The 24,491-nt window shown below is 59.4% G+C and carries 22 protein-coding genes and 2 pseudogenes; 19 read left to right on the top strand and 5 right to left on the bottom strand.

Annotated features, from left to right (window positions below):
- The first annotated feature begins 34 nt into the window (after positions 1-34).
- Complete coding sequence (locus IPP88_04420; GenBank protein MBL0121988.1) at positions 35-1,936, top strand: LTA synthase family protein; 1,902 nt, start codon at positions 35-37, stop codon at positions 1,934-1,936.
- A gap of 30 nt (positions 1,937-1,966) precedes the next feature.
- Here the strand turns inward: IPP88_04420 and IPP88_04415 are convergent, their stop codons facing one another.
- Complete coding sequence (locus IPP88_04415) at positions 1,967-2,260, bottom strand: GIY-YIG nuclease family protein (protein MBL0121987.1); 294 nt, start codon at positions 2,258-2,260, stop codon at positions 1,967-1,969.
- Positions 2,261-2,357: 97 nt separating this feature from the next.
- On the opposite strand from IPP88_04415, the gene IPP88_04410 reads away from it, so the two are divergent.
- Positions 2,358-3,236, top strand: coding sequence for an Hsp33 family molecular chaperone HslO (locus tag IPP88_04410; protein MBL0121986.1), 879 nt, complete (start codon positions 2,358-2,360; stop codon positions 3,234-3,236).
- A gap of 115 nt (positions 3,237-3,351) precedes the next feature.
- Here the strand turns inward: IPP88_04410 and IPP88_04405 are convergent, their stop codons facing one another.
- A complete protein-coding gene (locus IPP88_04405; GenBank protein ID MBL0121985.1) occupies positions 3,352-3,912 on the bottom strand; it encodes a hypothetical protein in 561 nt (186 codons plus the stop codon).
- 337 nt (positions 3,913-4,249) lie between these two features.
- Here IPP88_04405 and IPP88_04400 point away from each other — a divergent pair, with 337 nt between their 5' ends.
- The 10 genes and pseudogenes from IPP88_04400 (at position 4,250) to IPP88_04355 (ending at position 14,631) form a co-directional block, all read left to right on the top strand.
- Positions 4,250-5,368, top strand: coding sequence for an aminotransferase class V-fold PLP-dependent enzyme (locus tag IPP88_04400; protein MBL0121984.1), 1,119 nt, complete (start codon positions 4,250-4,252; stop codon positions 5,366-5,368).
- A gap of 94 nt (positions 5,369-5,462) precedes the next feature.
- A complete protein-coding gene (locus IPP88_04395) occupies positions 5,463-6,125 on the top strand; it encodes a YecA family protein (protein MBL0121983.1) in 663 nt (220 codons plus the stop codon).
- A 259-nt stretch (positions 6,126-6,384) separates the two neighbouring features.
- A complete protein-coding gene (locus IPP88_04390; protein MBL0121982.1) occupies positions 6,385-7,392 on the top strand; it encodes an ABC transporter substrate-binding protein in 1,008 nt (335 codons plus the stop codon).
- A gap of 77 nt (positions 7,393-7,469) precedes the next feature.
- Entirely contained in the window at positions 7,470-8,297 is an 828-nt protein-coding gene (locus tag IPP88_04385) for an ABC transporter permease (protein ID MBL0121981.1), read from the top strand.
- Between the two features lie 102 nt (positions 8,298-8,399).
- Positions 8,400-9,113, top strand: coding sequence for an ABC transporter permease subunit (locus tag IPP88_04380; protein ID MBL0121980.1), 714 nt, complete (start codon positions 8,400-8,402; stop codon positions 9,111-9,113).
- Positions 9,106-10,146, top strand: a pseudogene (locus tag IPP88_04375) (ABC transporter ATP-binding protein). The gene IPP88_04380 and the pseudogene IPP88_04375 overlap by 8 nt, the downstream one beginning before the upstream one ends.
- A gap of 7 nt (positions 10,147-10,153) precedes the next feature.
- On the top strand, positions 10,154-10,981 hold the full coding sequence (locus tag IPP88_04370; protein ID MBL0121979.1) for a phosphodiesterase: 828 nt from the start codon (positions 10,154-10,156) through the stop codon (positions 10,979-10,981).
- A gap of 136 nt (positions 10,982-11,117) precedes the next feature.
- Positions 11,118-11,846: a spermidine synthase gene (locus IPP88_04365; GenBank protein MBL0121978.1), complete on the top strand. Its 729-nt coding sequence runs from the start codon at positions 11,118-11,120 to the stop codon at positions 11,844-11,846.
- Positions 11,847-11,860: 14 nt separating this feature from the next.
- Positions 11,861-13,495, top strand: a complete 1,635-nt coding sequence (locus IPP88_04360) for a GGDEF domain-containing protein (GenBank protein MBL0121977.1) — start codon at positions 11,861-11,863, stop codon at positions 13,493-13,495.
- A 186-nt stretch (positions 13,496-13,681) separates the two neighbouring features.
- Positions 13,682-14,631: pseudogene (locus IPP88_04355) on the top strand (GTPase).
- A 223-nt stretch (positions 14,632-14,854) separates the two neighbouring features.
- On the opposite strand, the gene IPP88_04350 reads toward IPP88_04355, so the two are convergent.
- A complete protein-coding gene (locus IPP88_04350; protein ID MBL0121976.1) occupies positions 14,855-14,995 on the bottom strand; it encodes a hypothetical protein in 141 nt (46 codons plus the stop codon).
- A gap of 73 nt (positions 14,996-15,068) precedes the next feature.
- The gene (locus IPP88_04345; GenBank protein MBL0121975.1) at positions 15,069-16,157 is read right to left on the bottom strand and encodes a cytochrome c5 family protein; all 1,089 of its coding nucleotides are present in this window, start codon (positions 16,155-16,157) and stop codon (positions 15,069-15,071) included.
- A 327-nt stretch (positions 16,158-16,484) separates the two neighbouring features.
- Here IPP88_04345 and hemG point away from each other — a divergent pair, with 327 nt between their 5' ends.
- The 3 genes from hemG (at position 16,485) to IPP88_04330 (ending at position 19,715) form a co-directional block, all read left to right on the top strand.
- Complete coding sequence (gene hemG, locus IPP88_04340; GenBank protein ID MBL0121974.1) at positions 16,485-17,009, top strand: menaquinone-dependent protoporphyrinogen IX dehydrogenase; 525 nt, start codon at positions 16,485-16,487, stop codon at positions 17,007-17,009.
- A 77-nt stretch (positions 17,010-17,086) separates the two neighbouring features.
- A complete protein-coding gene (locus tag IPP88_04335; GenBank protein MBL0121973.1) occupies positions 17,087-17,284 on the top strand; it encodes a heavy-metal-associated domain-containing protein in 198 nt (65 codons plus the stop codon).
- A 70-nt stretch (positions 17,285-17,354) separates the two neighbouring features.
- Positions 17,355-19,715, top strand: a complete 2,361-nt coding sequence (locus IPP88_04330; protein ID MBL0121972.1) for a copper-translocating P-type ATPase — start codon at positions 17,355-17,357, stop codon at positions 19,713-19,715.
- A gap of 8 nt (positions 19,716-19,723) precedes the next feature.
- Here the strand turns inward: IPP88_04330 and IPP88_04325 are convergent, their stop codons facing one another.
- Positions 19,724-20,179 (bottom strand): RDD family protein, encoded by a 456-nt coding sequence (locus IPP88_04325; protein ID MBL0121971.1) that lies wholly within the window; start codon positions 20,177-20,179, stop codon positions 19,724-19,726.
- A 96-nt stretch (positions 20,180-20,275) separates the two neighbouring features.
- On the opposite strand from IPP88_04325, the gene IPP88_04320 reads away from it, so the two are divergent.
- From IPP88_04320 to IPP88_04305, 4 genes are all read left to right on the top strand, one after another.
- Positions 20,276-21,493 carry a CoA transferase gene (locus IPP88_04320; protein ID MBL0121970.1) on the top strand — a complete coding sequence of 406 codons (1,218 nt, stop codon included), beginning with the start codon at positions 20,276-20,278 and terminating at the stop codon, positions 21,491-21,493.
- Positions 21,494-21,612: 119 nt separating this feature from the next.
- Positions 21,613-22,557: a hydroxymethylglutaryl-CoA lyase gene (locus tag IPP88_04315; protein ID MBL0121969.1), complete on the top strand. Its 945-nt coding sequence runs from the start codon at positions 21,613-21,615 to the stop codon at positions 22,555-22,557.
- Positions 22,558-22,601: 44 nt separating this feature from the next.
- Positions 22,602-23,303 carry a hypothetical protein gene (locus IPP88_04310; protein ID MBL0121968.1) on the top strand — a complete coding sequence of 234 codons (702 nt, stop codon included), beginning with the start codon at positions 22,602-22,604 and terminating at the stop codon, positions 23,301-23,303.
- Between the two features lie 33 nt (positions 23,304-23,336).
- Entirely contained in the window at positions 23,337-24,365 is a 1,029-nt protein-coding gene (locus tag IPP88_04305; protein ID MBL0121967.1) for an ABC transporter substrate-binding protein, read from the top strand.
- The last annotated feature ends 126 nt before the right edge of the window (positions 24,366-24,491 follow it).

The following is a 24,491-nucleotide window of genomic DNA, read 5'->3' as shown; positions in this document are numbered from 1 at the left end:
TGTGCATACCATTGAAAGAAAAATGCTAGATCGAATCCTGCCCCATCGCCTGCGAATCCTTTGGCTGCTGCTTCTCACATACGTCGCTTTCAACGCCGCCGTTCGTCTTGGCCTGGCGATTTACAACGGCGAGTCGAGCCCGCTCATGCCATGGCGGCTGCTGCCGGCGCTGGGAATCGGCCTGGCTTTTGATATTGGCACCGCCTGTTTCTTTCTCGCGCCGCTGGGATTGCTGCTGCTGGCATGGCCGAATGCCCGCCACCGGTCGCTGCGCATCGTCATGCTGGCGCTGCTGTTGCCGCTGCTGGGGCTGTTGGTGTTTGTCGGCTTTGCGGAATTCACTTTCTGGAACGAATTTGCCTCGCGTTTCAATTTCATCGCCGTTGATTACCTCATTTACACGAACGAAGTGATCGGCAATATTCGCGAGTCGTATAACTTGCCCTTGTTGTTGGGCGGCGTGGGTGCGATGACGCTCGCGTTGTGGTGGGTGCTGGCGCGATGGACCCGGCCATGGTGGGCCGGTGACCTTGCGACGCGCCGCCGCGTGATCACCGCGGTCATCCTGCTGGCATTGCCACCGCTGGCTGTATTTGTCCTGGATGCGCGTTACAAGGAGTTCTCGTCCGACGGGCAGGCCAATGAACTCGCCGGCAATGGCTACTTCGATTTCTGGCATGCGTTCTGGGCGAATGAAATCGACTACGACCGATTCTACAAAACCCTGCCGCGGACAAAAGCGATTGCGAGGCTGGCGAGCGAACTTGCCGCCAAGCGTGTGCCGGTCACCGTCACGCAGCGGCCATTCATTCGGGACGTCGTCAGCCCGGGCGTGCGCAAACCGCTCAACGTGGTGATGGTTTCAGTCGAAAGTTTCAGCGCTGAATTCATGGCGGCGTTTGGCAACAAACAGAACCTCACGCCTTACCTTGATCGCCTCGCCGAGGAAGGTATGCTGTTCACGCATCTGTATGCGACCGGTACCCGCACGGTGCGCGGACTGGAGGCGCTTAGCCTGTCGGTGCCGCCGACGCCGGGACATTCCATCGTCAAGCGCCCAGACAATGCCAATCTCTACACCATCGGCGAAGTGTTCAAGGACCATGGCTACGAATCGCTGTATCTCTATGGCGGCTACGGCTACTTCGACAACATGAATGCGTTCTATGCCGGCAATGGCTACACGGTGATCGATCGAACGGTGCTGAAACCCGAGCAGATACATTTCGAGAACATCTGGGGGGTCGCCGACGAGGATCTGTTCAGCCTCGCGCTGCGTGAACTCGATACCCGTCATGCGGCGTCGAAACCGTTTTACGCGCACATCATGACAACCTCGAACCACCGGCCGTTCACGTATCCGGAGGGCCGCATCGACATTCCCAGCAAAACCAGCCGCGAGGGCGGCGTGAAATATACCGACTGGGCCATCGGTAAATTTATCGAGCAGGCGCGCACCAAGCCCTGGTTCGACAATACCCTGTTTGTCATCGTCGCCGACCATACGCACAAAGGGCGCGGGCGCCAGGAATTGCCGCTGGAGAACTATCACATCCCGATGGTAATTTATGCGCCCAAGCATGTGCAGCCACGGAAGATTGAGACGATTGCGTCGCAGATCGATGTATCGCCTACTATCCTCGGCATGTTGAACGTGAGTTACCGCTCGCGATTTTTTGGCCAGGATATTCTGCTCGAAGGAACCGCGCACGAACGCGCATTGATGGCGAACTATCAAACCGTCGGCTACTACGAAAGTGGACGCATCGTCGAGCTCAAGCCAAATGCGCGCGTGCGCGTGGTCGATGCGGCTACCGGCAAGCAGGCGCCGATGGATGCGCTCTCCGAGCAACTGATCGATGAAGCAATCAGCTACTACCAGCTCGCCAGTGAAGCGTACCGTGCTGGAGACCTGAAGCGGTCGATGAAACACTGAATCGCCGGCGTCGTCGATTCTCTTTCGCGACTACGCGGCGAAAAACGCGACCTTCCGTGAGCGCGGCAATTTCTTCAGTGCTGCTTCCGCGCGTGACGCACTCGCACGATCCGGAAACGCCTTCACCGCGATGACCCGCCGCGGAGGATTGGCGCGGGTGTAACGTGCGCCGAACCCAAATACATGTTCGGCAAAGCGGCGTTCGAGATCGGTGGTGATTCCCGCGTAGTAGCTGCCATTTTCGCATTCGAGCAGATACAGAACCCATGCGAATGGCGAGCGTGTCTGGCTGGTGGTTTTGGTCCCGGGTTTCACGTATTTCATTGTCGCCGATATTGGTGTGTCACTGACTAACATCCACCGGGCAATCAGCAAATCGACAAGCATCCGGCTACAAACTCAGTCGCGAATATTGATAAACTTGGACATGCCTAGCCTGCAAAACTACAGCCGTCGCTTTACCCTCGATAACCTCGATATCCGCGGCCAGGTGGTACGCCTGACGGACGTCTGGCGCGATATGCACATCAGCCGACACTATCCGGCCAATATCAAGCAGTTCCTTGGTGAGATGGCCTGTGTCGCGGTGCTCGTCGGCGCGGGATTGAAACAGCCCGGCAAGGCGGCGCTGCAGATCCAGCGCAAACCGGACAGTGGTGGCAAGAACGCGATCTACACGGGTCCGTTGGCCGTTGTCGATTGCACCGAGTCGCTCGCCGTGCGCGGCATGTCCGCCCCGGATTTCAAGGACAGTGCCGCCACCTTTGCCCAATGGGTGGAAGGCTGCACGCTGGCCATGACGCTCACCTATACCAACACCACGCAGATCTACCAGAGCATCGTGCCGGTATCGGGCTTTACGGTCGCGGAGTGTTTTGAGCATTACTTCGATCAATCCGAACAGATGCCCACGCACCTCTGGCTGGCCGCTAACCAGACCGGTGCCGGCGCGCTGCTGCTGCAAAAGCTGCCGAATGCGGATATCAAGGACGCCGACGGCTGGGCACGCGTCGAGCAATTGGCCGCCAGTGTGAGCGACGCGGAACTGACCACGCTGCCGGCTGAGCAATTGCTGGCGCGGCTTTTTCACGAAGAAGACGTGCGCGTATATGAAGCCAAGCCCGTCACCTACGCCTGCAAACGCGATTCGCAGAAGGTTGAAAACATGCTGCGATCACTTGGCCGGGAGGAAGTCGAGGCGACGCTCGCCGAGCTGGGCTACGTCGAGGTCAAGGACGATATTTGCAACCAGATCTATCGGTTTGATGCGGAGGCAGTGAAGCGACTGTTTGCGGATTGAATTCGGGGTAAATGTTAAAACTCTAGCGCTGACGCGCCTCTCTGGGCATAAATGCGCCAGATGCCGCTCCAGTGCTAGACTTTATTGTCAATGAAGGCTATCAATAGCTGCGCGCTTACCGGCCGCGATGTCCAGACCATCCGCGGCTGCCATGTCCCCAATATCCCCCGCGCCCAAGCCCCCATGTATATCCAAGCGCCACGCCAAGTAGCGGATATACCGGCGAGGAGTAGTAACCGGGATAGTAATAGGGCTGCGACGGATAATAGGCCGGCTCCACATACACCGGTTCGCGATAGACGCGCTCCACCCGATCCACATACACCCGCTCCGGCGCCATGACGGCCTCCTGCAGCGTCGAATTGGCAAGCGTCTGCACCGCCGGCGTAACGTCCAGTTCAATGGTCGCGCCAGGCGGGAACGGCAATTGCACCGTGTGCTGCTTACCGGCGTATTCATAAACCACCTTGTAGCCGATGTTTCGATCCTCGGTCACCATTTCCGTGCGGCAGCGCTGCCGGCCATCGGCATCGTCCACGCAGGTCGAGCGCGGCTCAGTCACCCGCTTCGACACCGCTGTGCTGGAAAGCACCTTGCCTACCTCTTGCGCGGCCACCAAACCGGACATCAGGCCCGCTCCCGTTACCAGAACTGAAACCATTAGCAATTTTTTCATGATCGTCACCTTTCGCGTTGCGTGAACCTGCGCTTCATTGCCCGTGCCGACTCAATACTACGCAGATGTCCATTTTGACTCAGAAAAGCGCGCGGAGTTCGGTCGTCGAAACCGGAAATGTAAAAGGATGTTGCAGGAAGATGGGCGTGGGATTGCCCGGGATACTGGCGTGCAGGCCGCTTGCTGGTGCGATACCTCCAATTCCGGCGAATCGCAGGCTCTTTGCCCAGTGCCGATTCCACAGGTGCTATCGTATGATGATGGCGACATGACGAATTCACCGACTCCCAGCCTTCTGCCCATTCCTGGCACCGCCTTTGGTCACGGCCTGCGCAGCCTGTGGTCGCTCGACCCGGCCATTCACTTTCTTAACCACGGCTCGTTTGGCGCCACACCAAGGCACGTGCAGGCCGCGCAGTCGCGCTGGCGCGAGATGATGGAACAGGAGCCGGTGCGCTTCATGGTCGATACCCTGCCTGATGCCTTGCGTGCAGCCGGCGCGCGGCTGGCGGAATTTGTGGGTGCTTCGCCGTCGCGGTTGGCATTTGTCGAGAACGCCACTGCCGGCGTCAACGCCGTGCTGCGCTCGATACACTGGCAAGCGGGCGATCGCATCGTGCTCGCGAATCACGCCTATCCCGCCGTGAAGAACACGGCGCGCTTCTTCGCCGAACGGCACGGCCTCACAGTGATCGAGGCCAAGGTTCGCTGGCCGCTCGCGGGACCGCAGTCGATTGTCGATGCTTACGCACAGGCGCTCGAGGGCGGTGCACGGCTCGCCATCATCGACCATATCTTCTCGCCGCTGGCGGTGGTGACACCGCTTGATGCCATCGTTTCCATGTGCCGCGAACGTGGCGTGCCGGTTCTGGTCGATGGCGCCCATGCGCCGGGCATGTTGCCGCTATCGCTGGATGCGTTGAGTGACCAGGGCGTGGATTGGTACGTCGGCAATTGCCACAAGTGGCTGTGCGCGCCAAAAAGCTGCGGGTTCATCGTTGCCACGCCGGCGGGCCAGCGCGACTTGCACCCGGCGGTGATTTCCAATTACTTCGGCCTGGGCTTTGAACAGGAATTCGCCTGGACGGGGACAGGCGACCCCAGCGCACGGCTGGCGGTGACCGCGGCGCTGGAATTCATCGAGGCGCTTGGTATCGGGCGCTATCGCCAAGCGTTGCATGAGCAGGCAAGCGCCGCGGCGGCGCGCATCGCGGATGCATGGGGCGTGGAACCCGGCGCGCCGCCGGCGATGTTCGCGGGCATGGTCACGCTGCCCTTACCGGTCGATGAGCCAGCCAACGCAGAAACGGTCGCGAGATGGCGCCTGAAACTGCTGCGTGAACACAATATCGAAGTGCCCGTGATCGACATCAATGGCCGCCTTTGGCTGCGCATTTCCGCGCAGGTATACAACGAGCTTTCGGATTACGAGGCGCTGACACGGGCGTTTCGGTGATGCGGCAGGCGAGACTTCGCCGATTCGCGGTGCCGACGCCAGCACGCCTCAAAAAATGGGTATGCTGGGCACTACATTCTGAATCGAGACACTTATGACCACAACGCCTTCCACCGCTCTGACGGATGCCGAAATTGCCCACCTCGAATTCCTACTGGCTACGCCCGCATTCGCGAAGCAGTCGATGGGCCTCGACGAGATACAGGGCTTTGTCTGCGCGGTCATCAGCGGGCCGGTCAAAGTGAAGTCCGGGCAATGGCTGCCCGCCGTGCTCGGCAATCCCGAATACGAGAGCGCTGCGCAGGCGCAGGAAGTCCAGAATTTGCTGCTGCGGTTTCACGACGAAATTGCCGCCGATCTCAAGGCGGGAGAATCGCTCGGTCTGGTGTTGAATCTCGCCGAGCCGGCCAAGGCGGGCGCCGAAAGCGAGTACGACTATACCGCCTGGTGCCAGGCATACCTCGACGGCGTCGAGTCCTCGACCGTGCCATGGGTTGAAGCCGGCGATGATGAAGAAATCAACGATCTCTTGTTTCCCATCAGCCTGCTCGCCGGAGAGATTGATCCAAAGGCACTAAAGCAGGTCAAGCCGCGCGAGATGGCGGACCTGCTGCAAGAATGCCGCGAGGATTTGCCGATGCTGGCGGTGGACATCTACAAGTATTTTCAGTCGCTGCGCGATCGGCCAAAAGTGACGGCGAAGCATCCGGGTTCATCGCCAATGCAACCGGGGTCGGAAAAAAAGAAATTGCACTAAGCAGTCGTTTGCTTGGCAAGCCCCGCGTCCAGCTTGCCGTTCGAGTCTTTTCCAGCCTGCATGCCGCGCCAGTGCTTGAGTTTGATCGCAGGCAATTGTTGGGTTTCCCGCTAGCCTGGCGCCATCTGCTGCAATACACCTGACTTGCCAATGCGGCATAATTGAACGCGGCGCAAAGACCAACAATATCAAACCGCCCGCGTCTGTCGCATGAACCGCGTCACCTCGTCCGCTTGGCAATACCTCATAGGAGAGAACCATGTTCAAATGCATCAAAATTGGGGCCGCCGCGTTACTCGCCGCCGCATCGTTCACGCTGTCGGCCTTCGCGCAAAACGCTATCTGCTACAACTGCCCGCCCGAATGGGCCGACTGGGGCACGCAGTTGAAGCTCATCAAGGAAAAGACCGGCATCACTGTTCCGCAGGACAACAAGAATTCCGGCCAATCGTTGTCGCAGCTCGTCGCCGAAAAAGGGAACCCGGTCGCGGATGTGACTTATCTCGGTGTGACTTTCGGCATTCAGGCGAAGAAGGAAGGCGTGGTCACCGGTTACAAGCCCGCCAACTGGGCCGACATTCCTGACGGTCTGAAGGACGTCGACGGCGCCTGGTTCACCATCCACTCCGGCACACTGGGCTTCATGGTGAATGTGGATGCGCTTAAGGGCAAGCCCGTGCCGAAATCCTGGGCGGACCTCCTGAAGCCCGAATACAAGGGGCTGATCGGCTACCTTGATCCCCCAAGCGCGTTCGTTGGTTATGTTGGTGCAGTGGCTGTGAACCAGGCGATGGGCGGTAACATGAATGACTTCGGCCCCGCCATCAAGTACTTCACGCAATTGCAGAAGAACGATCCCATCGTGCCGAAGCAAACTTCGTACGCGCGCGTGCTTTCGGGCGAGATCCCGATCCTGCTCGATTACGATTTCAACGCCTACCGCGCCAAATACAAAGACAAAGCCAATGTCGCCTTCGTGATTCCCGCCGAAGGCACGGTAGTGGTGCCGTATGTGATGAGCCTGGTGAACAAAGGGCCGAATGCCGCCAACGGCAAGAAGGTGCTGGATTTTGTGTTGTCTGATGAAGGCCAGGCAGTTTGGGCAAACGCCTATCTGCGCCCGGTGCGCGCGAGTGCCGTGTCGAAGGAGGCCGCGGCTCGTTTCCTGCCCGCAACGGAATATGCACGCGCCAAGACCATCGACTACGCCAAGATGGCGGAAGTGCAGAAGGGTGTTTCGGATCGGTATTTAAAAGAGGTGAAGTAAGCAATCGCAGCGTGTCCCCTCGTCCCCACCCTTCTCGCGGAGGGGGGGTGGTTGAACGCAATGACTCTGCCGAATAAATGAAGCCCCACCACCGCGAATGCCTGCGCCACATTGCGCTGCTGCTCCCGGCGCTCACCATTTTCTCCGCCTTCTGGCTGCTGCCCATGGCCCGCCTGCTCGCGGTTGGTGCCAGCGGCGAGATGGGTATCGCTGCGTATTGGGCGGTCGTCACCGACCCGCGCTATTTCAGCAGCCTGGTCTCGACCGTCGTGCTTTCTGCCACGGTGACGCTGGCCACCATCATCATCTCCGGTATCGCCGGGATGTTCCTGCAGCGCAATCGATTCCTGGGTCGCAGTTTCCTCCTCGCCACGCTCACTTTTCCGTTGGCGTTTCCCGGCGTGGTGGTGGGCTTCATGGTCATCCTGCTGGTCGGCCGGCAGGGACTGGTGGGCAGTGTGACGGAGTGGTTATTTGGCGAGAAACTAGTGCTCGCCTATTCCATGGCCGGCTTGTTCCTGGGTTATCTGTATTTCTCTATTCCGCGCGTCATCCTCACCATCATGGCGGCCGCGGAGAAACTCGATGGCGCGCTGGAAGAGGCGGCGCGCTCACTCGGCGCCTCACCCTGGCAGGTGATCCGCGATGTGATGATTCCGGGACTCAAGCCCGCATTGATTTCCTCTGGCGCCATCTGCTTCGCCACCAGCATGGGCGCGTTCGGCACCGCCTTCACGCTCGCCACCAAGATCAACGTGCTGCCCATTACCATCTACAGCGAGTTCACGAACTACGCCAATTTTTCACTCGCGGCGGCACTGTCCATTGTGCTCGGCTTGATCACATGGCTGGCATTGGCACTCGCGCGATCGATGGCGGGCTCCACTGTCGCGGCAGCGGCATGATGCATTTCAACCTATGAAACGCACCAAACGTTTTTTACGTTCAACTGGCCTTCACGGTTGGTGTCTGTGCCTTTCCTGGTGGTCCCGGTGGTGCTGTCCATCATGGCCGGCGTCACGGAGAATTTTTTTATCGGCATCAAGAGCGGACTCACGCTGCGGTGGGTGGTGGAAGTCTGGTCGCTCTACAACAGAACCATCTTTCTCTCCATTGGTATCGCGCTTGCGACGCTGGCCGTGACGCTGCTGATTGGCGTTCCGGCTGCGTACGTGCTCGCGCGGCGGCAGAACCGTTACACCCGCTGGATCGAGGAACTGATGGTGTTGCCGGTCGCCGTGCCGGGGCTCGCCACGGCGCTCGCGCTTATTCTGCTTTACGGTCAGTTCAGCGCCTTTCGCATCAGCTGGACGTTCATCCTCGTCGGCCACGTCCTGTTCACGCTGCCGTTTATGGTGCGCTCGGTGCTGGCGGTGATGGGTGCAATCGACCTGAAGACGCTTGAGGATGCCGCCGCCAGCCTCGGCGCGACGTTCATGCAGCGTTTCTTCCATGTGATCCTGCCCAATTGCCGGCAGGGCATTCTGGCCGGTGCGCTGATGGTGGTGACCTTGTCGATGGGAGAATTCAACATCACCTGGATGTTGCACACGCCGCTGACCATGACGTTGCCAGTGGGCCTGGCGGATAGCTACGCCTCGATGCGCCTCGAAATCGGTTCGGCGTACACGATCATATTCTTCTTCATGATCATCCCGTTGCTCATCGCGATGCAATGGATGACGGAACCCGCCAATGCCAGGAAATCAACGCATGGATAATGCTCTCAGCACCGTCGGCATCCGCCTCGCCGGTTGTGCCAAAACGTTTCCCGACGGTACGCGTGCGCTTGAGCCGGTTCAGCTCGACATTAACCCCGGTGGAAACGCTGGTGCTGCTTGGTCCCTCGGGCTGCGGCAAGACGACAATGCTGCGGATCATTGCCGGCCTCGAACAACCTGATACCGGCGGACAGGTGTTTTTGACGCGCTGGATGTGACGCCGCTGCCGATCGAGCAGCGCCGTGTGGGCATGGTGTTCCAGAGCTATGCACTGTTTCCCAACATGAGCGTGGCGGAAAACATCGCTTATGGCCTGAAGGTTCGCGGCATGGCGGAGGCAGAAAAGAAGCAGCGCGTCGAGGAGATGCTGGCGATGATGCATCTCGACGGTTTCGCCGATCGGCGCATCGACCAGCTCTCGGGTGGCCAGCGTCAACGCGTTGCGCTGGCTCGCGCGCTCGCAGTGCGACCCCGTGTGCTATTGCTTGATGAACCGCTCACCGCGCTCGATGCCAAATTGCGTGAATCGCTGCGCACGGAAATTGATCGCCTGCTGCGCAGCCTCAAGATCACCGCCGTTTACGTGACGCACGATCAATCGGAAGCCATGGCGCTGGGCGATCGCATCGCGGTGATGGAAAAAGGACGCATCGCGCAGATCGGCACGCCACGTGATATCTATTACCGGCCGGCGACCCGGTTCGTTGCCGATTTCATCGGCACCATGAATCGCGTGCAAGGCGTGGTGGAGGGCGTGAATTTGCGGCTTCCCAGCGGATTGCTTCACGTCGGCCCACGCGTCGCAAACGAAGTCCTGTTTCGCCCGGAGGACGTGCGCATTGTCCCGGCCGCCGACGCGCCGTTGCAAGCCAGGATCGTCAGCGCATTTTTTCTCGGCGATCATACGCGCCTGATTCTCGACGTGGGTACTGAACATCCGATTGCTGCCGAAACGGTCGAGCGCCGTGAATTCAAGCCCGGTGATGTCGTGCCGATCGCGGTTGATGCCGACGCGCTGTTGTTCCTGGCGTAGCGCTCGCATGCTCATCTGCCAAATCAGCGATCTTCACATCAAGATCCCCGGCAAGCTCTCTTACCGGGTGGTGGACACCAGCGGCATGCTGAAGCGCTGCGTGGACCATATCCTCGCCCTGAAACAGGCGCCGGACATCCTGATTGCGACTGGTGATCTCACTGACTTCGGTCGCCCCGACGAATACGCGCATCTTCGTGAATTACTGGCTCCCCTGTCGATGCCGATCTACCTGATTCCCGGCAATCACGACCATCGTGAAAACATGGTGGCGACGTTTCCGGATCACCCATATCTTGCCCAGGCGCTGCCCTTTATTCAGTACGCCATCGAAGACTTGCCGGTGCGAATCCTCGCCATCGACACAGTCATCGTCGGTGAAAGTGGCGGAGAGTTGTGCGAGGCGCGCTTGGCTTGGCTCAAGCGGAAGCTGGAAGAAGCTCCCAACCGCCCAACGATCATCATCATGCATCATCCACCGTTCAAGACCTTCATCGGCCATATGGATGATATCGGCCTCGACAAAGTAAACAGCGCGGATGGCCTCAAAGCCATCGTTGAGCGGCACCCGCAGGTCGAGCGCATTCTGTGCGGTCATCTGCATCGGCCAATCCAGGTGCGTTGGGCCGGCACGCTGGCGTCGACTTCGCCGAGCCCCTGCCATCAAGTGGCGCTCGATCTAAGCGCTGATGCGCCGTCGCACTTTGTCATGGAACCACCGGGTTACCAGCTTCACCAATGGCATCCGGAAACCGGGCTGGTTTCGCATACGGCATTTATCGGGAAATTCGATGGCCCGTATCCTTTTTACGATGGAAACGGCTTGATCGATTAAGCTTCGTTTCCCGATTCCGTACGCAAAGCCCTCATTGAATTCCGCTTCCTGCAAAACTCCGACGCACACGCTCGAAACCTCGGAGGAGGCTGGGGTGCGGTTCCTGCATTTCGGCTCTGAATGGGTGCAGGGCGCCATGCGCATCGCGCGTCCGTATTCGCTGGAACTCGAATACACGCGAGAGATGGCGGCGTGCCTGCTGCTGCGGCCCGATAGCGATTGGCCGAAGCGGGTATTGCAGGTGGGCCTGGGCGCGGCTTCGCTGACCAAGTTCTGGCAGCGGCATCGACCGGACGCGACGCAGACCGTCATCGAGATCAATCCTGCAGTGGTGGCGATGGCGGAGCAGTCTTTCAAGCTGCCGCGCGTGATGGCCCGCGAGGAGGCGCACATTGACATCCAGATTGCAGATGGTGTCGCGTGGATGCGCGGTGAGGGTGAGCCGGTACACAAGGAAAAATACGATTGCATCATGGTGGACGGATACGATCACAACGCGCGCTTTGGCGCGCTGGGAACGGAACTCTTCTATCGCGATTGCCGCGCCCGCCTGACGAAACGCGGCCTGCTGGTGCTAAATCTGTTCGGTCGTACTCATGGCTATCGCCAGCAGATTGAAAACCTGCGTGCCGCGTTTGATGATCGCGTCCTGGCCCTGGCCCCCGTTGAAGGCGGCAATGCCATTGCGTTCGCTGTTAGCGGCGAGCCGGTGGCGCTGGAAATGTCGATGCTGCGCGCCGATGCCGATAAACTGCAAAAGGAGACGGGCATCAAGTTCACCGGCACGCTGGTGCGTATCGACCAGGCGATTGCGGGCATGATGGGGCAACTCGCGCGCAAGCGCGGGGGGCCGCTGATGCTGTAAATTAACGCTTACCCATGAATATCTCCGCCACCGTAAATTCGGTTGACCCGGAAACGGCCCTTGTGCCGGTGCCGTCGCCGAAGCCATCGCTTGTCCCGGCCCCGGTGTCGGTCCGCGAAGAGGTTGCGCGGATTCGCCTGGCGATCAATGCCGGCAATGGTGTCGCCGCGCAACACGATGCCGAACAATTACTAAGGACTGTCGAATCCGGCGAGCGGGCCATGGTGCTGAATGCCCTCGCGCAACTGCATGCAGCCAATGGCAACGTGCTCGCGCTGGGCCGTGTTGCCGCCGATGCGCGGCGCGATGCGCAGAACCATGGTGACAAGGAAAGTGAAGCGGAGGCGATCCTGCATTCCGGTGAGGCCCTGCAGATGATCGAGGACCATGCGGCGGCGATCAAATACTTTCTCGAGGCCGAACAACTTGCCACCGAAGCCGGATCGCGCGATATCGAGGCGCGCGTGTGGCGGCGCATGGGGGTGTCGTCTTCGATCATTGGCCGTCACCCGCAGGCAGTCGATTATCTCGAACGCAGCGTGCTGATGTTTCATGAGCTGAGTAACATTCCCGATTGGTTCGGCGCGCGCAGCTCGCTGCTCAACGCATACAACCGGAAAGTGGAAGCAGAGATCCCTGAGGGGCCAGAACGAGTGGCGGCCTACCGCCCGTACTTATCGCAGTGGGATAATCTGGCCAACGAAGCGCAGGCGGCCGGCATTCGCCGCATCAGCGCAATTGCGCGCGGCAACTATGCGATTACCCAACGCTACGTCGAAGACTATGAAGGCGCGCTGGCAACGCTGGAAGAAGTACTCAAGCAATACCAGATGTACAAAATGCGCGCCAATGTTGCCATTACCTTCAACGAACTGGGCACGGTCTATTGCCGATTGAAGCGATTCGGCGACGCGCTCGCCGCGTTCCAGAATGCCCTGGTGTATCTGGTTGATGGCTCCAAGCGCGAACAGTGCGATGCCTATGCCGGCATTTCACAGGCCCACGAGGGGCTGGGCGATCTCGCGGGTGCGCTCGGTGCATTGAAGAAGGTGCGTACGCTTGAAACCGCACTCACCGATCAGGAGGCGCGGAGCGGCGCGGAGCGGCGCGAGATCATGCTGACGCTGAAGCGTTTTTCCGATCAATGGGAAAAACTCGCCAAGGAAGATACCCTCACGAATCTGCCGAACCGGCGCGCGCTTGAGCAGTGGTTGCTGGCCGCACTTTCCCGTGCCACGACCGCGCAGCCGGTCACGCTGCTACTGATCGACGTTGATCATTTCAAACAGGTAAACGACCAGTACGGGCACGCCATCGGCGATCGCGCCCTGCATACCCTGGCGGATCTGATGCGCCAGAATTGCCGCTATGCCGATTTCCCGGCGCGCTACGGTGGTGAGGAATTCATTCTGGCCCTGCCACAAACCGATCTGGTCAGCGGGACTGAGGTGGCGAAGCGGCTCAACCATAGCGTGGCGGCCTATCACTGGGCGGGCATTCAGACAGAGCTTGCGGTGACGGTCAGCATCGGCGTTGCCAGCACCACGGAGCTGGACAAGCCGTACGCGTCGGAAACACTGATCGAAATGGCGGACGGACGGCTGTATGCCGCGAAGAATGCGGGTCGGAATCGGGTCGTGAGTGCGTAGGCAAACCCCGCGTCCAGTTTGCCGTCTGGGGCACTTTCGGCCTGGAAGGCCCGCCAGTGCTGGATACTGCGTGTGTTGCGATCCCTTGAACTTATTGCCCAAGTCCGGTCGAATCAACGCGCACGCGACATTTACTTGCCGCTGAACGCTTACGCAAACAACGCAGAATCGCAGAAGGAAACAAACATGACTGATCAAGACCACAAAGCCATCGTCACCATCGCCCTGATGGCCGCCTTCGCCGATGGAACCAACGGCGACACCGAGCGCGCGGAAGTAAAGCGTGTGGCCGACTCCCTCTCGCAGGGAAATGAAATCAATGTCGCGGCGATATACCAGGACGTGATTCTGAATCGCGCGTCGCTCGATGGCGCGGTCGCGGCATTGACATCGCCTGAAATGAAAAGCCTCGCCTACGAACTCGCCGTTGGCGTGTGCGATGCCGATGGCGTGCAGGGGAGTCGGAGCGCGCGTTCCTGGCCAGCTTGCGGACCAAGCTTGCCCTGAGTCCTTCCGCGATCGCCGCTGCCACCGCACTGACGGCCAACGCCGAAATCCTCGCGGGCGCGCCGCTTGCCGGCACGTCATCATTCGAGCCCGCGATGCTAGGCAGCAGCATGAGCACGGAAGAGCAGGATAAAGTCATTCTGAATTACGCCATTCTCAATGGTGCGCTGGAGCTGTTGCCGGATTCACTGGCCTCGATGGCAATCATCCCGCTGCAAATGAAGATGGTCTACCGTATCGGCAAATCGTACGGCTTTGAGCTGGACCGCGGCCATATCAAGGACTTCCTGGCGACGGCGGGCGTGGGCATGGCCTCGCAGTATGTCGAACAGATCGGCGTAAAGCTGGTGGGCAAGCTGTTCGGCGGCGGCCTGATTGGCGGGCTCCTCGGCGGCATGGCCAAGCAGGCGGTGAGCACCGGATTTTCGTTTGCCACAACTTACGCGCTTGGACATCTGGCCAGGCGCTACTACGCCGGCGGCCGCACGTTCTCAGCCGCGGTGCTGAAAGATACCTACGCCGGGTTGCTTGGTGAAGCGAAAAGTATGCAGGGGCAATATCTGCCCGCCATTCGCGAGAAGGCGCGCACGATTAACGTTTCGCAAATACTCGAGGAAGTGCGGCAGTAACGCGAAACTGCAATCCTGACCCAATCCCGGCTTGCCATCCAGCCGCGCGCGCGTAAGGACGTGCAAATGGCGCACCGCGCAGGAGGGCCAATGCCGCCCACAGCAGCGCCGATAACTGACCGCTCGCCATATGTACAAACACTAGCACTGGCGAGGCGTTTAGGGCATTAGTGACCGGAAAAGCTCGTCCGTGCTAGTGTTTGACTTGTTGGCGTGAAAAACACTACTTCGCTACGCGCGCCCGAACCAGCTTCAACAGCTGCCGAAAAATATCCTCGTCAGGCATCTCCGGCGTGTACTCGCCCCAGCCGAAGGCGCGTTCGACAGCGGCATCGCGTGTGCCATGCAAATGGGTTTTGTCCATTCGCGTTTGGGGATGCGCGGCGTTTCAGCCAACTTCAGCCCGAAAGCTGCGCCAGTATTCGCGTTCGCCGTTCCTAGTTGCGAGTGTATTCAAACCTCGCTTCGCCGGGCGGTGAATCCGGGCGCTGGATTTTCAATGTAATGACGTAGCGTCCTTTGGTCGGCAACTGGAAGAAGCTGCCGTAGCTGATTCCATTGTTGATCGCCACGACATCGAGGGCTTTGGAGTCGCCGCGGAACGCCGGGTCCTCGACCCGCGCATCGACTTGTGCATTGGTGACCACTACCTTGGTTGTGCGGTCGCGCAATGACACGTTGACATGGTAATAGTCGGCACCATCCGGCACATTCGCGATGGATGCCGCATCCGGATTCTTTTGCGCCGCGCGAATCGATTGCGCCGACGTGATGCCAAAGAATATCTCCGTGTTGCCGACAGACTTGTGGAAAGGATCCTGCGGCAGGGCCGTTGCCATGACCGGCCGGACCATCGTCGCGCTGGCGGGATTGAACATGTAGGTGATCGAGTTACGCATCTCGTTGACGGTAATGTCCGCCAGGCCGCCACGCGCGGGCATCGGTCCGTGACCATTGAACGCCGAGCGAACGAGCTCATCGAGACCCCGCTTCAGCCGCTGAACCCAGGCTTCGCGGTCGCCGAGCTTTGGCGCGCCTGCTTCACCGGTGACGTGGCATTTGCCGCACTGGGTTTGCACAATTTGCTGGCCGGTGCGTTCCTTCACCACAATGGGTTTTGGCGCGGGTGCTGCCTTGCCGACGGGTTCGATCCAGTTGCCACCGGACTGATTGACCATATAGGTGATGGCACGGCTGATGTCGAGATCACTGGCCTCCGCGCTGCCGCCGTGTGCCGGCATTTTGCGAAAGCCGGCTAGCGCACTTTGCGTCAGGCTGGTCAGACCGCGCGCGGTAAGTTTCCCCCACGCCTGCTTGTCACCGACCTTGTGCGCGCCATCCTTGCCGGTGGCATGGCACGTGCCGCAAATGGCCTGAACCACTTCCTTGCCGCTGCGTTCGGCGGCAATGGCGTTGGTCGGCGCCATGAGTGCCGCGGTCCCGAGCAATGCAGCGCCCGCGGCCAATGTGAAACGCCGCGCTCGACCGGATGATTGCCGTGCTGCTGTGTTTGAATTGTTTTTCATGATCGTATCTCCGCAGAAACTTGCAGGACTCAAGGCGAATACAAAACGAAATGACAAGTATCGGTTCCGTCAGGATGAACTGACGACCGCGATAATGCATACTCTTACGCGCTTTTTCCGTGCACTTTTTGATTCGTATCAAATGGACGCAAGAAAGAGAAATCAGTGACTTGCGGGAAATGGTGGATCGTCCGGCGCGGGCTCAACCATGTCACGGGCATTGATCCTGCGCAAACGCCGCCGTCCCGGTTAGTCCATCCTTCGCTTGTCAGCCACAAATTTTGCGGTGAGAATTCTTGTCGCCCACAAAAAACGCCGGTCAACCCGATGAACATCCTTCTTATTTACTCAACCACGGATGGCCACACGCTGCGGATCTGCCAGCGACTGCAGGCCATGCTGGAATCGCTGCGGTACCAGGTCACGATGGTCGCGTTGGATGATGGTGGGGGCGCCGACTTGAATGCATTCGACAAGATTGTGGTCGGCGCCAGTATTCGCTACGGCAAGCATCGGCCCGAGTTGGTCAAATTTTTGCAGCGCAACGGCACGACTCTCGGCGCCCGGCCGAATGCGTTCTTCACCGTCAATCTGGTTGCACGCAAACCGGAAAAAAACCAGCCCGACACCAATCCATACATGGTCAAGCTGATGAAACGCCTGTCCTGGCGACCGCGTCAGTTGGCGGTGTTTGCCGGAAAAATTGACTATCCGCGCTATGGCTTCTTCGACCGGCAAATCATTCGCTTCATCATGTGGCTGACCGATGGTCCGACCGGGCCACAGGATGTGATCGACTTCACCGACTGGGCGCAGGTGGACGAGTTCGCCCACGTGATCGACCGGATGTAAGTGTTATCCCTGCGTCGCCCTTGAAAGCGTCGATTCGAGGCCAATTGTAAAATGATGATCTTTATCAGGAGCGTTTCATGATTGAACTGACCGTTGACGATATGACCTGTGGCGGCTGCGTGGCCAGTATCACCCGCGTGGTAAAGGGCCTCGACCCGGATGCCAAAGTTAACGCTAACGTCGAAACCAAGCGCGTGAGCATTGAAAGCGTGACCGATACCGAGGCTGTGGTTGCGGCCATTGCGAACGCGGGCTATCACCCGGTGGCCGTGTAGGATTCATTCGTCTCTCCATCGGGGAGGCTGCCGCGAAGCGGTGATTGAGGGGAGCGCAGTGGACAAAACAATGAACCTCCAGATCACCGGCATGACTTGCGCGTCCTGCGTGTCCCGCGTCGAGAAAACGCTCACCGCGCTGCCGGGCATCGTCGCCACCATCAATCTCGCCACCGAAACCGCGACGCTACGCTCGACGTCACCGATCGACCTCGCGAAAGTCATCACCGCGATCGACAAAGCCGGTTATGGCGTGACTGATCAAACGATTGAGCTCGCCATCACCGGCATGACCTGCGCGTCTTGCGTCGGTCGTGTGGAACAGGCGCTGACCCACTTGCCGGGCGTACTGAAGGCAACCGTGAATCTGGCGACCGAACGTGCCACCGTGCACATTGCCACCGGCGCCGTGACCGCCATCGAGTTGATCGATGCGATCAAGCGCGCGGGTTATGACGCATCCACCATCGAAGACGCCTCCGTAAAGCCGGCAAAACTCACCAATCCCGCGCTACCCGTCATTCTGGCGGCACTGCTGAGTATTCCTCTGATGGCGCCGATGCTGATGGAACCGTTTGGCATCCACGTAATGATGCCGGGCTGGCTGCAGTGGTTGCTCGCGACGCCAGTCCAATTCATCCTTGGCGCGCGTTTCTATCGCGCGGGCTGGAAAGCGTTGAGGGCCGGAGCTGGCAATATGGATCTGCTGGTCGCGCTAGGCACCAGCGCGGCATATGGGCTGAGCGTCTACCAGTGGTTGACCGCGCAAGCCGGCGCGATGGTGCATCTCTATTTCGAAGCCAGCGCCGTGGTGATCACGCTGGTGCTGTTCGGCAAGTGGCTGGAAGTGCGCGCCAAACGCCAGACCACCGATGCCATTCGCGCACTGAATGCGTTGAAACCGGAACGTGCAACGCTACGAAGGAATGGCGTGGATGTGGATGTCGCGCTTTCCGCCGTGCAGTTGAACGACATCGTGGTGGTGAAGCCGGGCGAGCGGATCGCCGTCGATGGCGAGGTGATCGAGGGAGAAAGCCACGTCGACGAATCGCTCATCACCGGCGAAAGCCTTCCGATCGCCAAACGCGAGGGTGAACATGTCACTGGCGGTGCGGTCAATGGTGAAGGACTGCTGCTGGTAAAGACGCTCGCGGTCGGCGCCGAGAGCACGCTGTCGCGCATTGTGCGGCTGGTCGAGTCCGCGCAGGCCGAAAAGGCGCCGATTCAGCGGCTGGTTGATCGCGTGAGCGCGGTGTTTGTGCCGGTGGTGCTGGGCGTGGCCTTGCTGACATTACTGGGCTGGGGATTGGTGACCGGCCACTGGCAGACGGGATTGCTCAACGCCGTAGCAGTGCTGGTGATCGCGTGCCCGTGTGCGCTCGGGCTCGCGACACCTACTGCGATCATGGTGGGTACCGGTGCGGCGGCCCGGTACGGAATTCTGATCAAGGATGCATTGGCGCTGGAAATCGCGCACCGCATCAACGTGGTTGCGTTCGACAAGACCGGCACCTTGACGGTTGGGAAGCCGACGCTGACCGATGCAATTTCCGGTACCGGGGATCGCCCCGCGCTGATCCGTCTGGCAGCCGCCGTGCAACGCGGCAGTGAGCATCCGCTGGCGCGCGCCGTCGCGGAAGCAACCGTCGCGGAATCCATCGATGTGCCAGCGGCGAGCAACGTAAAATCGATCCCGGGCCGCGGCGTGATGGCGAATGTCGAGGGCGAGAACTATGCGATTGCCAGCACCCGCTACGCACGCGAATTCATTGCTTCACTGCCGCCAATATTGATTGAACATGCAGAGCGGCTGCAAACGCAAGGTCGCACCGTGTCATGGCTGGTCCATCTCGCGTCAACGCCCGAAGTCGTCGGCTTACTGGCGTTTGGTGACAGCATCAAGCCGACCGCAAAAGTGGCAATCGAGCGCTTGCACGCGCTGGGTGTCCGTTGCGTGATGATCAGCGGGGACAATGCCGGCAGCGTTCAGGCCGTTGCGCGGGAACTTGGGATCGATGAAGTGCGCGCGGAAGTGTTGCCGGGCGACAAGGCGCGGATCATGGGAGAGCTGAAAACTAAATATGGCGTGACCGCGATGGTCGGCGACGGCATCAACGATGCGCCCGCGCTGGCCGCGGCCGACGTCGGCATTGCCATGTCTACGGGTACCGATGTGGCCATGCATGCCGCCGCTATCACACTCATGCGCGGCGATCCGGCACTGGTGGCCGATGCCATCGACATCTCCCGGCGTACCTACGCCAAGATTCGCCAGAACCTGTTCTGGGCGTTCATCTACAACGTGGTGGGTATTCCCGCCGCCGCGTTCGGCCTGCTCAATCCGGTGATCGCCGGTGCGGCCATGGCGTTTTCCAGCGTGAGCGTGGTGTCGAACGCGTTGCTGCTGAGGCGTTGGCGGCCTGGAAAATAGAAGCGACGTTACGCGCCGCGTTTGGGGGCCTTGATGACCAAGGTACCCGCAATCTTGTCGTGCCAACCCTGTTTGCGGGCGTCGAAACCAACCCAGACCAGGCCCAGTAGCAGCGGAATGGTCGAGGCGTAATAGCCGATGTATCGCAGGATTGCCTGGCCAGTGGTGAGCTTCCCCAATGTCGCGGCATCAACTATTCGAGCGCCAATGACCATTTTTCCGGGGGTGGCGCCCCGCGCAAGCCAGAAAATGATGACCGCAATAGCCGGAAACACGAATTGCACGAGGAAATCCAGCGGCCCGGCGAACGCCGAATCGCTCGTGCGCACAAAGTGGCTGCTGCCATAGACAGCCATCAATACGGGCACGATGATCAGCATCATCCAAATCGTATCGATTAACGAGGCCAGCACCCGCGCCCAAAAACCAACGTAGACAATTTCCTGATCTGTTGTGCGCTCCATGCTCTCTCCCTAAATGGATAAATGTCGCCGCCAATTCAGCCATGCTACGCTTGCGGCGGACAACTATTATCGCGCCACTGTCATACTGGAAAAACCATGAAACCGATGCCGCTGGAAGGACTGAAAGTACTGGAGTTGGGCACGCTGATTGCCGGCCCGTTTTGCGGCCGCCTGCTGGCCGAATTCGGCGCGGAAGTCGTCAAGATCGAAACACCTCCCGACGCAAAGGGCGAGGGCGGCGATCCGCTGCGAAAATGGCGCAAGCTGCATGACGCGGATGGCGAATCCACCAGTCTCTGGTGGTACGCGCAGGCGCGCAACAAAAAGTCGGTGACGGTCAACCTGCGCGAAGTGGAAGGACAGGAAATCGTCCGCAAACTGGCGCTGGAGGCCGACATCATCGTTGAGAATTTTCGTCCAGGCACGCTGGAGAAATGGAACCTCGGCTTTGAAACGCTGGCGAAGGAAAATCCGAAATTGATCATGGTGCGACTGTCCGGATACGGCCAGACGGGCCCGTACAAGGACCGTGTCGGCTTTGGTGCCATCGGCGAATCGATGGGCGGCATGCGCTACCTCACCGGCTATCCGGATCGCGCGCCGGTGCGTGTCGGCATTTCCATCGGTGATTCGCTGGCGGCCATGTACGGCGCAATGGGTGCCTTGGTCGCGCTGCATCAACGCGGCAAGACCGGTCGCGGCCAAGTAGTTGATGTGGCGCTATACGAAGCAGTGTTTTCGATGATGGAATCGATGCTGCCGGAATTCGGCATGACCGGTTTCGTACGCGAACGCAGCGGCGCGAGTCTTCCGGGTATCGTGCCGTCCAACACGTACCTGTGCGGCGATGGCCAATATGTGGTCATCGGCGCCAATGGCGATTCAATATTCAAACGCATGATGCTGGCGATAGGCCGTGCGGATCTGGCCAATGATCCGACGCTCGCCGATAACGCGGGCCGCACCAGGCGAACAGAGGAACTCGATACCGCCATTGGCGCGTGGACCGGCGCGAACACACTCGATCATGTGCTGGAAATACTCGACAAAGCTGATGTGCCGTCAGGCCGTATCTATTCCATTGCCGACATTGTGACCGACATGCAGTATCAGGCGCGCGGCATGATTGAGAAACACAAACTCGGGGATAATGAAGAGGTGTGGCTGCCGGGAATTGTGCCAAAGCTTTCTGAGACACCCGGTGCAACGAAATGGCTCGGACCGAAACTGGGAGCACATACGGCAGAGGTACTGGGTGCCATTGGCTATGATACGAACGCACAGGCGGAACTGAAAAGGCGCGGAATAATTTAGGCACTGGACCTCTCACCGCCGCGATACGCCGGTCTCTCCAGGGGTGAGGTTCGATTTAGCCCTTCTCCCCCGGGAGAAGGGTTGGGATGAGGGGGTAGCGCGACCCCACGAAGGAAATCATGAAACAACGCATCTACATTAACGACGTCGCCGTGCGCGACGGTTTCCAGATCGAAAAAAACATTATTCCGACGGAAACCAAAATCGCGCTCATCGATGCGCTCTCCGAAACCGGCATCGCCAAAATCGAAGCCACCTCGTTCGTGCACCCCAGGCTGGTGCCGAACATGGCCGACGCGGTCGAGGTTCTGGCCAATATTAAACGTGCCGCCGGTGTAACCTACAGCGTGCTGGTGCCGAACCTGAAGGGCATGGAACGCGCCGTCGAGACGCACAAGACGCGTTGCAGGATTGATGAAGTCAATGTGTTCATGTCGGCGTCCGAAACCCACAATCGCGCCAACGTCAATCGCTCGTGCGATGAATCCTTCGCTGATTTCGCGGTGATGATCAAGATGGCCAAGGAAGCCGGTATTCGCATGAATGGCTCGGTATCGACTTCTTTTGGATGCCCGTTTGAAGGTGTTGTTCCGGAAGCGCGCGTCCTCGGTTTTGCGCGACGCTTTGTCGATCTGGGCTTTAACGGCGTGTCACTGGCGGACACCACCGGCATGGCCAATCCCGCACAGGTTGAGCGGCTATCTGCCGAGGCCGTGCAGCGGTTCCCGGGCACCGAACTCACGCTGCACTTTCACAACACGCGTGGCATGGGCCTCGCTAACGTTGTCGCCGGCATCCGCGCCGGCATCGTTCACTACGATGGCTCGCTCGCCGGCCTCGGCGGTTGCCCGTTTGCCCCTGGCGCCACCGGCAATATTTGCACCGAGGATATGGTGAACATGCTGGAGGACATGGGTTATGACACCGGCGTGGATTTGGACCAATTGCTGGCGGTTGCGGTGAAGATGCCGATGGTGGTTGGGCACGATGTGGCCGGGCAGGTGATGCGCGCCGGCAAGACCCTGCATCTGCATCCGGTGCCGGACAAGCTCTATACAAAATGAATGTCGCAACCAAAAGGAATCGCATGAATCGTTTGAAAGTATCCATCGCGGCACTGGCCACACTCACCTGCACGGTTTCTACCGGCAGTCTTGCGGGGAATCTGGATCAGATCGGCACGCTCGCGCAAAGCCAGTTCCTGAGTCTTTCCACCGACCTGGCCGCTGCTGCGTCCTACAAGGGCGTGACGCCTGCCACGCCTTTGGGTGTGAGCGGATTCGATGTTGGCCTGGAAGTAACGCAGACCCAGCTTGAAAGCACTGTCGTCTTCCGGCAAGCCGGCGCGGGCGACGTCAGCAACCTGTACGTGCCAAAAATCCATATTTACAAAGGCCTGCCATTCGGGGTCGACATCGGCGCGTTTGTGAGCAAGGTGTCTGGCGTCGATGGCTCGCTGGTTGGCGCGGAACTGCGCTACGCCGTGCTCGACGATGGCATTGCCATGCCCGCGCTGGGCGTGCGACTGTCAGGTACCAAACTTTTCGGCGTGAATGAGCTGAGCCTCTCCACAGTGGCGCTGGACGCGATGCTTTCCAAGAAACTTGCCATTGTCACGCCTTACATCGGCGCCGGCACCGTACGCACGCAAAGCCGGGCGAACGTTGCAGGACTGCGCGAAGAGACGTTCAACAAGTCGCGCGTGTTCGTCGGTCTGAATGTCAATATCCTGATTACAAACGTCGCGGTGGAAGCCGAAAAAATGGGTGACAACACCAGCTTGTCGGCAAAGGTCGGACTCCGGTTTTAGCATTTGGCAAATCACAAATAACGAGGACAAATCATGTTGAAGAAAATTCTGGGTGCCGCGCTCGCACTGGTAACCACATTGGCAATGGGCAATGTACATTCGCAGACACTGGAAAAGAAGAAGCTCACCATTGCCGTCGGCGGCAAAAATCTTTTCTATTACCTTCCCCTGACGATCGCGGAGCGTCAGGGCTACTTCAAGGATGAAGGCCTCGAAGTAGAGATTCCCGATTTTGCGGGCGGCGCGAAAGCGTTGCAGGCGTTGGTCGGCGGCAGCGCAGACATGGTCTCGGGTGCCTTCGAGCACACCATCAACATGCAGGCCAAGAAGCAACCCATTCGCGCGGTGGTATTGCAGGCGAGCTACTCCTCGATTGTGCTGGTGATGCCCAAGGACAAGGCCGCGAAATACCAATCGTCGAAGGATTTGAAGGGCCTGAAGATCGGTGTGACCGCGCCGGGTTCATCGACCAACATGTTTGTCAACAATCTGCTTGCGAAGGATGGCCTGAAGCCGAATGACGTGGCGATTGTCGGGGTCGGCGCCTCATCTGGCGCGGTAGCCGCGATGGAAAAGGGCGAACTCGACGGCATGTCGAATCTGGACCCGGTGATCACCCAGCTCGAATCGACCGGCAAGTACGTCGCGGTGGCGGATAGCCGCACCGAAAAAGGCATGAAGGACATCTACGGCGGCGATTACCTCGCCTCCTGCATCTACACCAATGAAGATTTTGTGAAGAAAAATCCCAACACCACGCAAGCCGTGGTGAACGCGATGGTGCGCGCCAATCGCTGGATCGCCAAGGCCACGCCGGAGCAGATCATGGCGGTGGTGCCGGAAGGCTACATGGCGGGCAACCGTTCGGTTTACAAAGCGGCGTTGCTGAAAAACATGGTCGGCTATTCCGTCGACGGCCAGATGAGCATGAAGGCCGCGCAGAATGTGTACAACGTGCTGAAGCAGTTCGAGCCGTCGGTGATTGCGGCGGGTAGCAGCATCAATCTGGCGGCGACGTTTGACAATTCGTTCGCGGTGAAGGCAGGTGCGAAGTACAAGTGATGAACCTGGCCAAGTATCTCTGATGACCGGAAAGTGTTATGAAACACAAGAACTGGTGCGGCTTGCGGGGCTGTTTTGGCTTGGAAGCCGCACCAGTGCTGGAGGTTGAGCGGGGGTTTCGATCCG

The sequence above is a fragment of the Betaproteobacteria bacterium genome (genome assembly GCA_016720925.1).
Classification (GTDB): domain Bacteria; phylum Pseudomonadota; class Gammaproteobacteria; order Burkholderiales; family Usitatibacteraceae; genus UKL13-2.
Note: the sequence above shows the minus strand (reverse complement) of the source record. Positions and strands in the feature narration are given on the sequence as shown.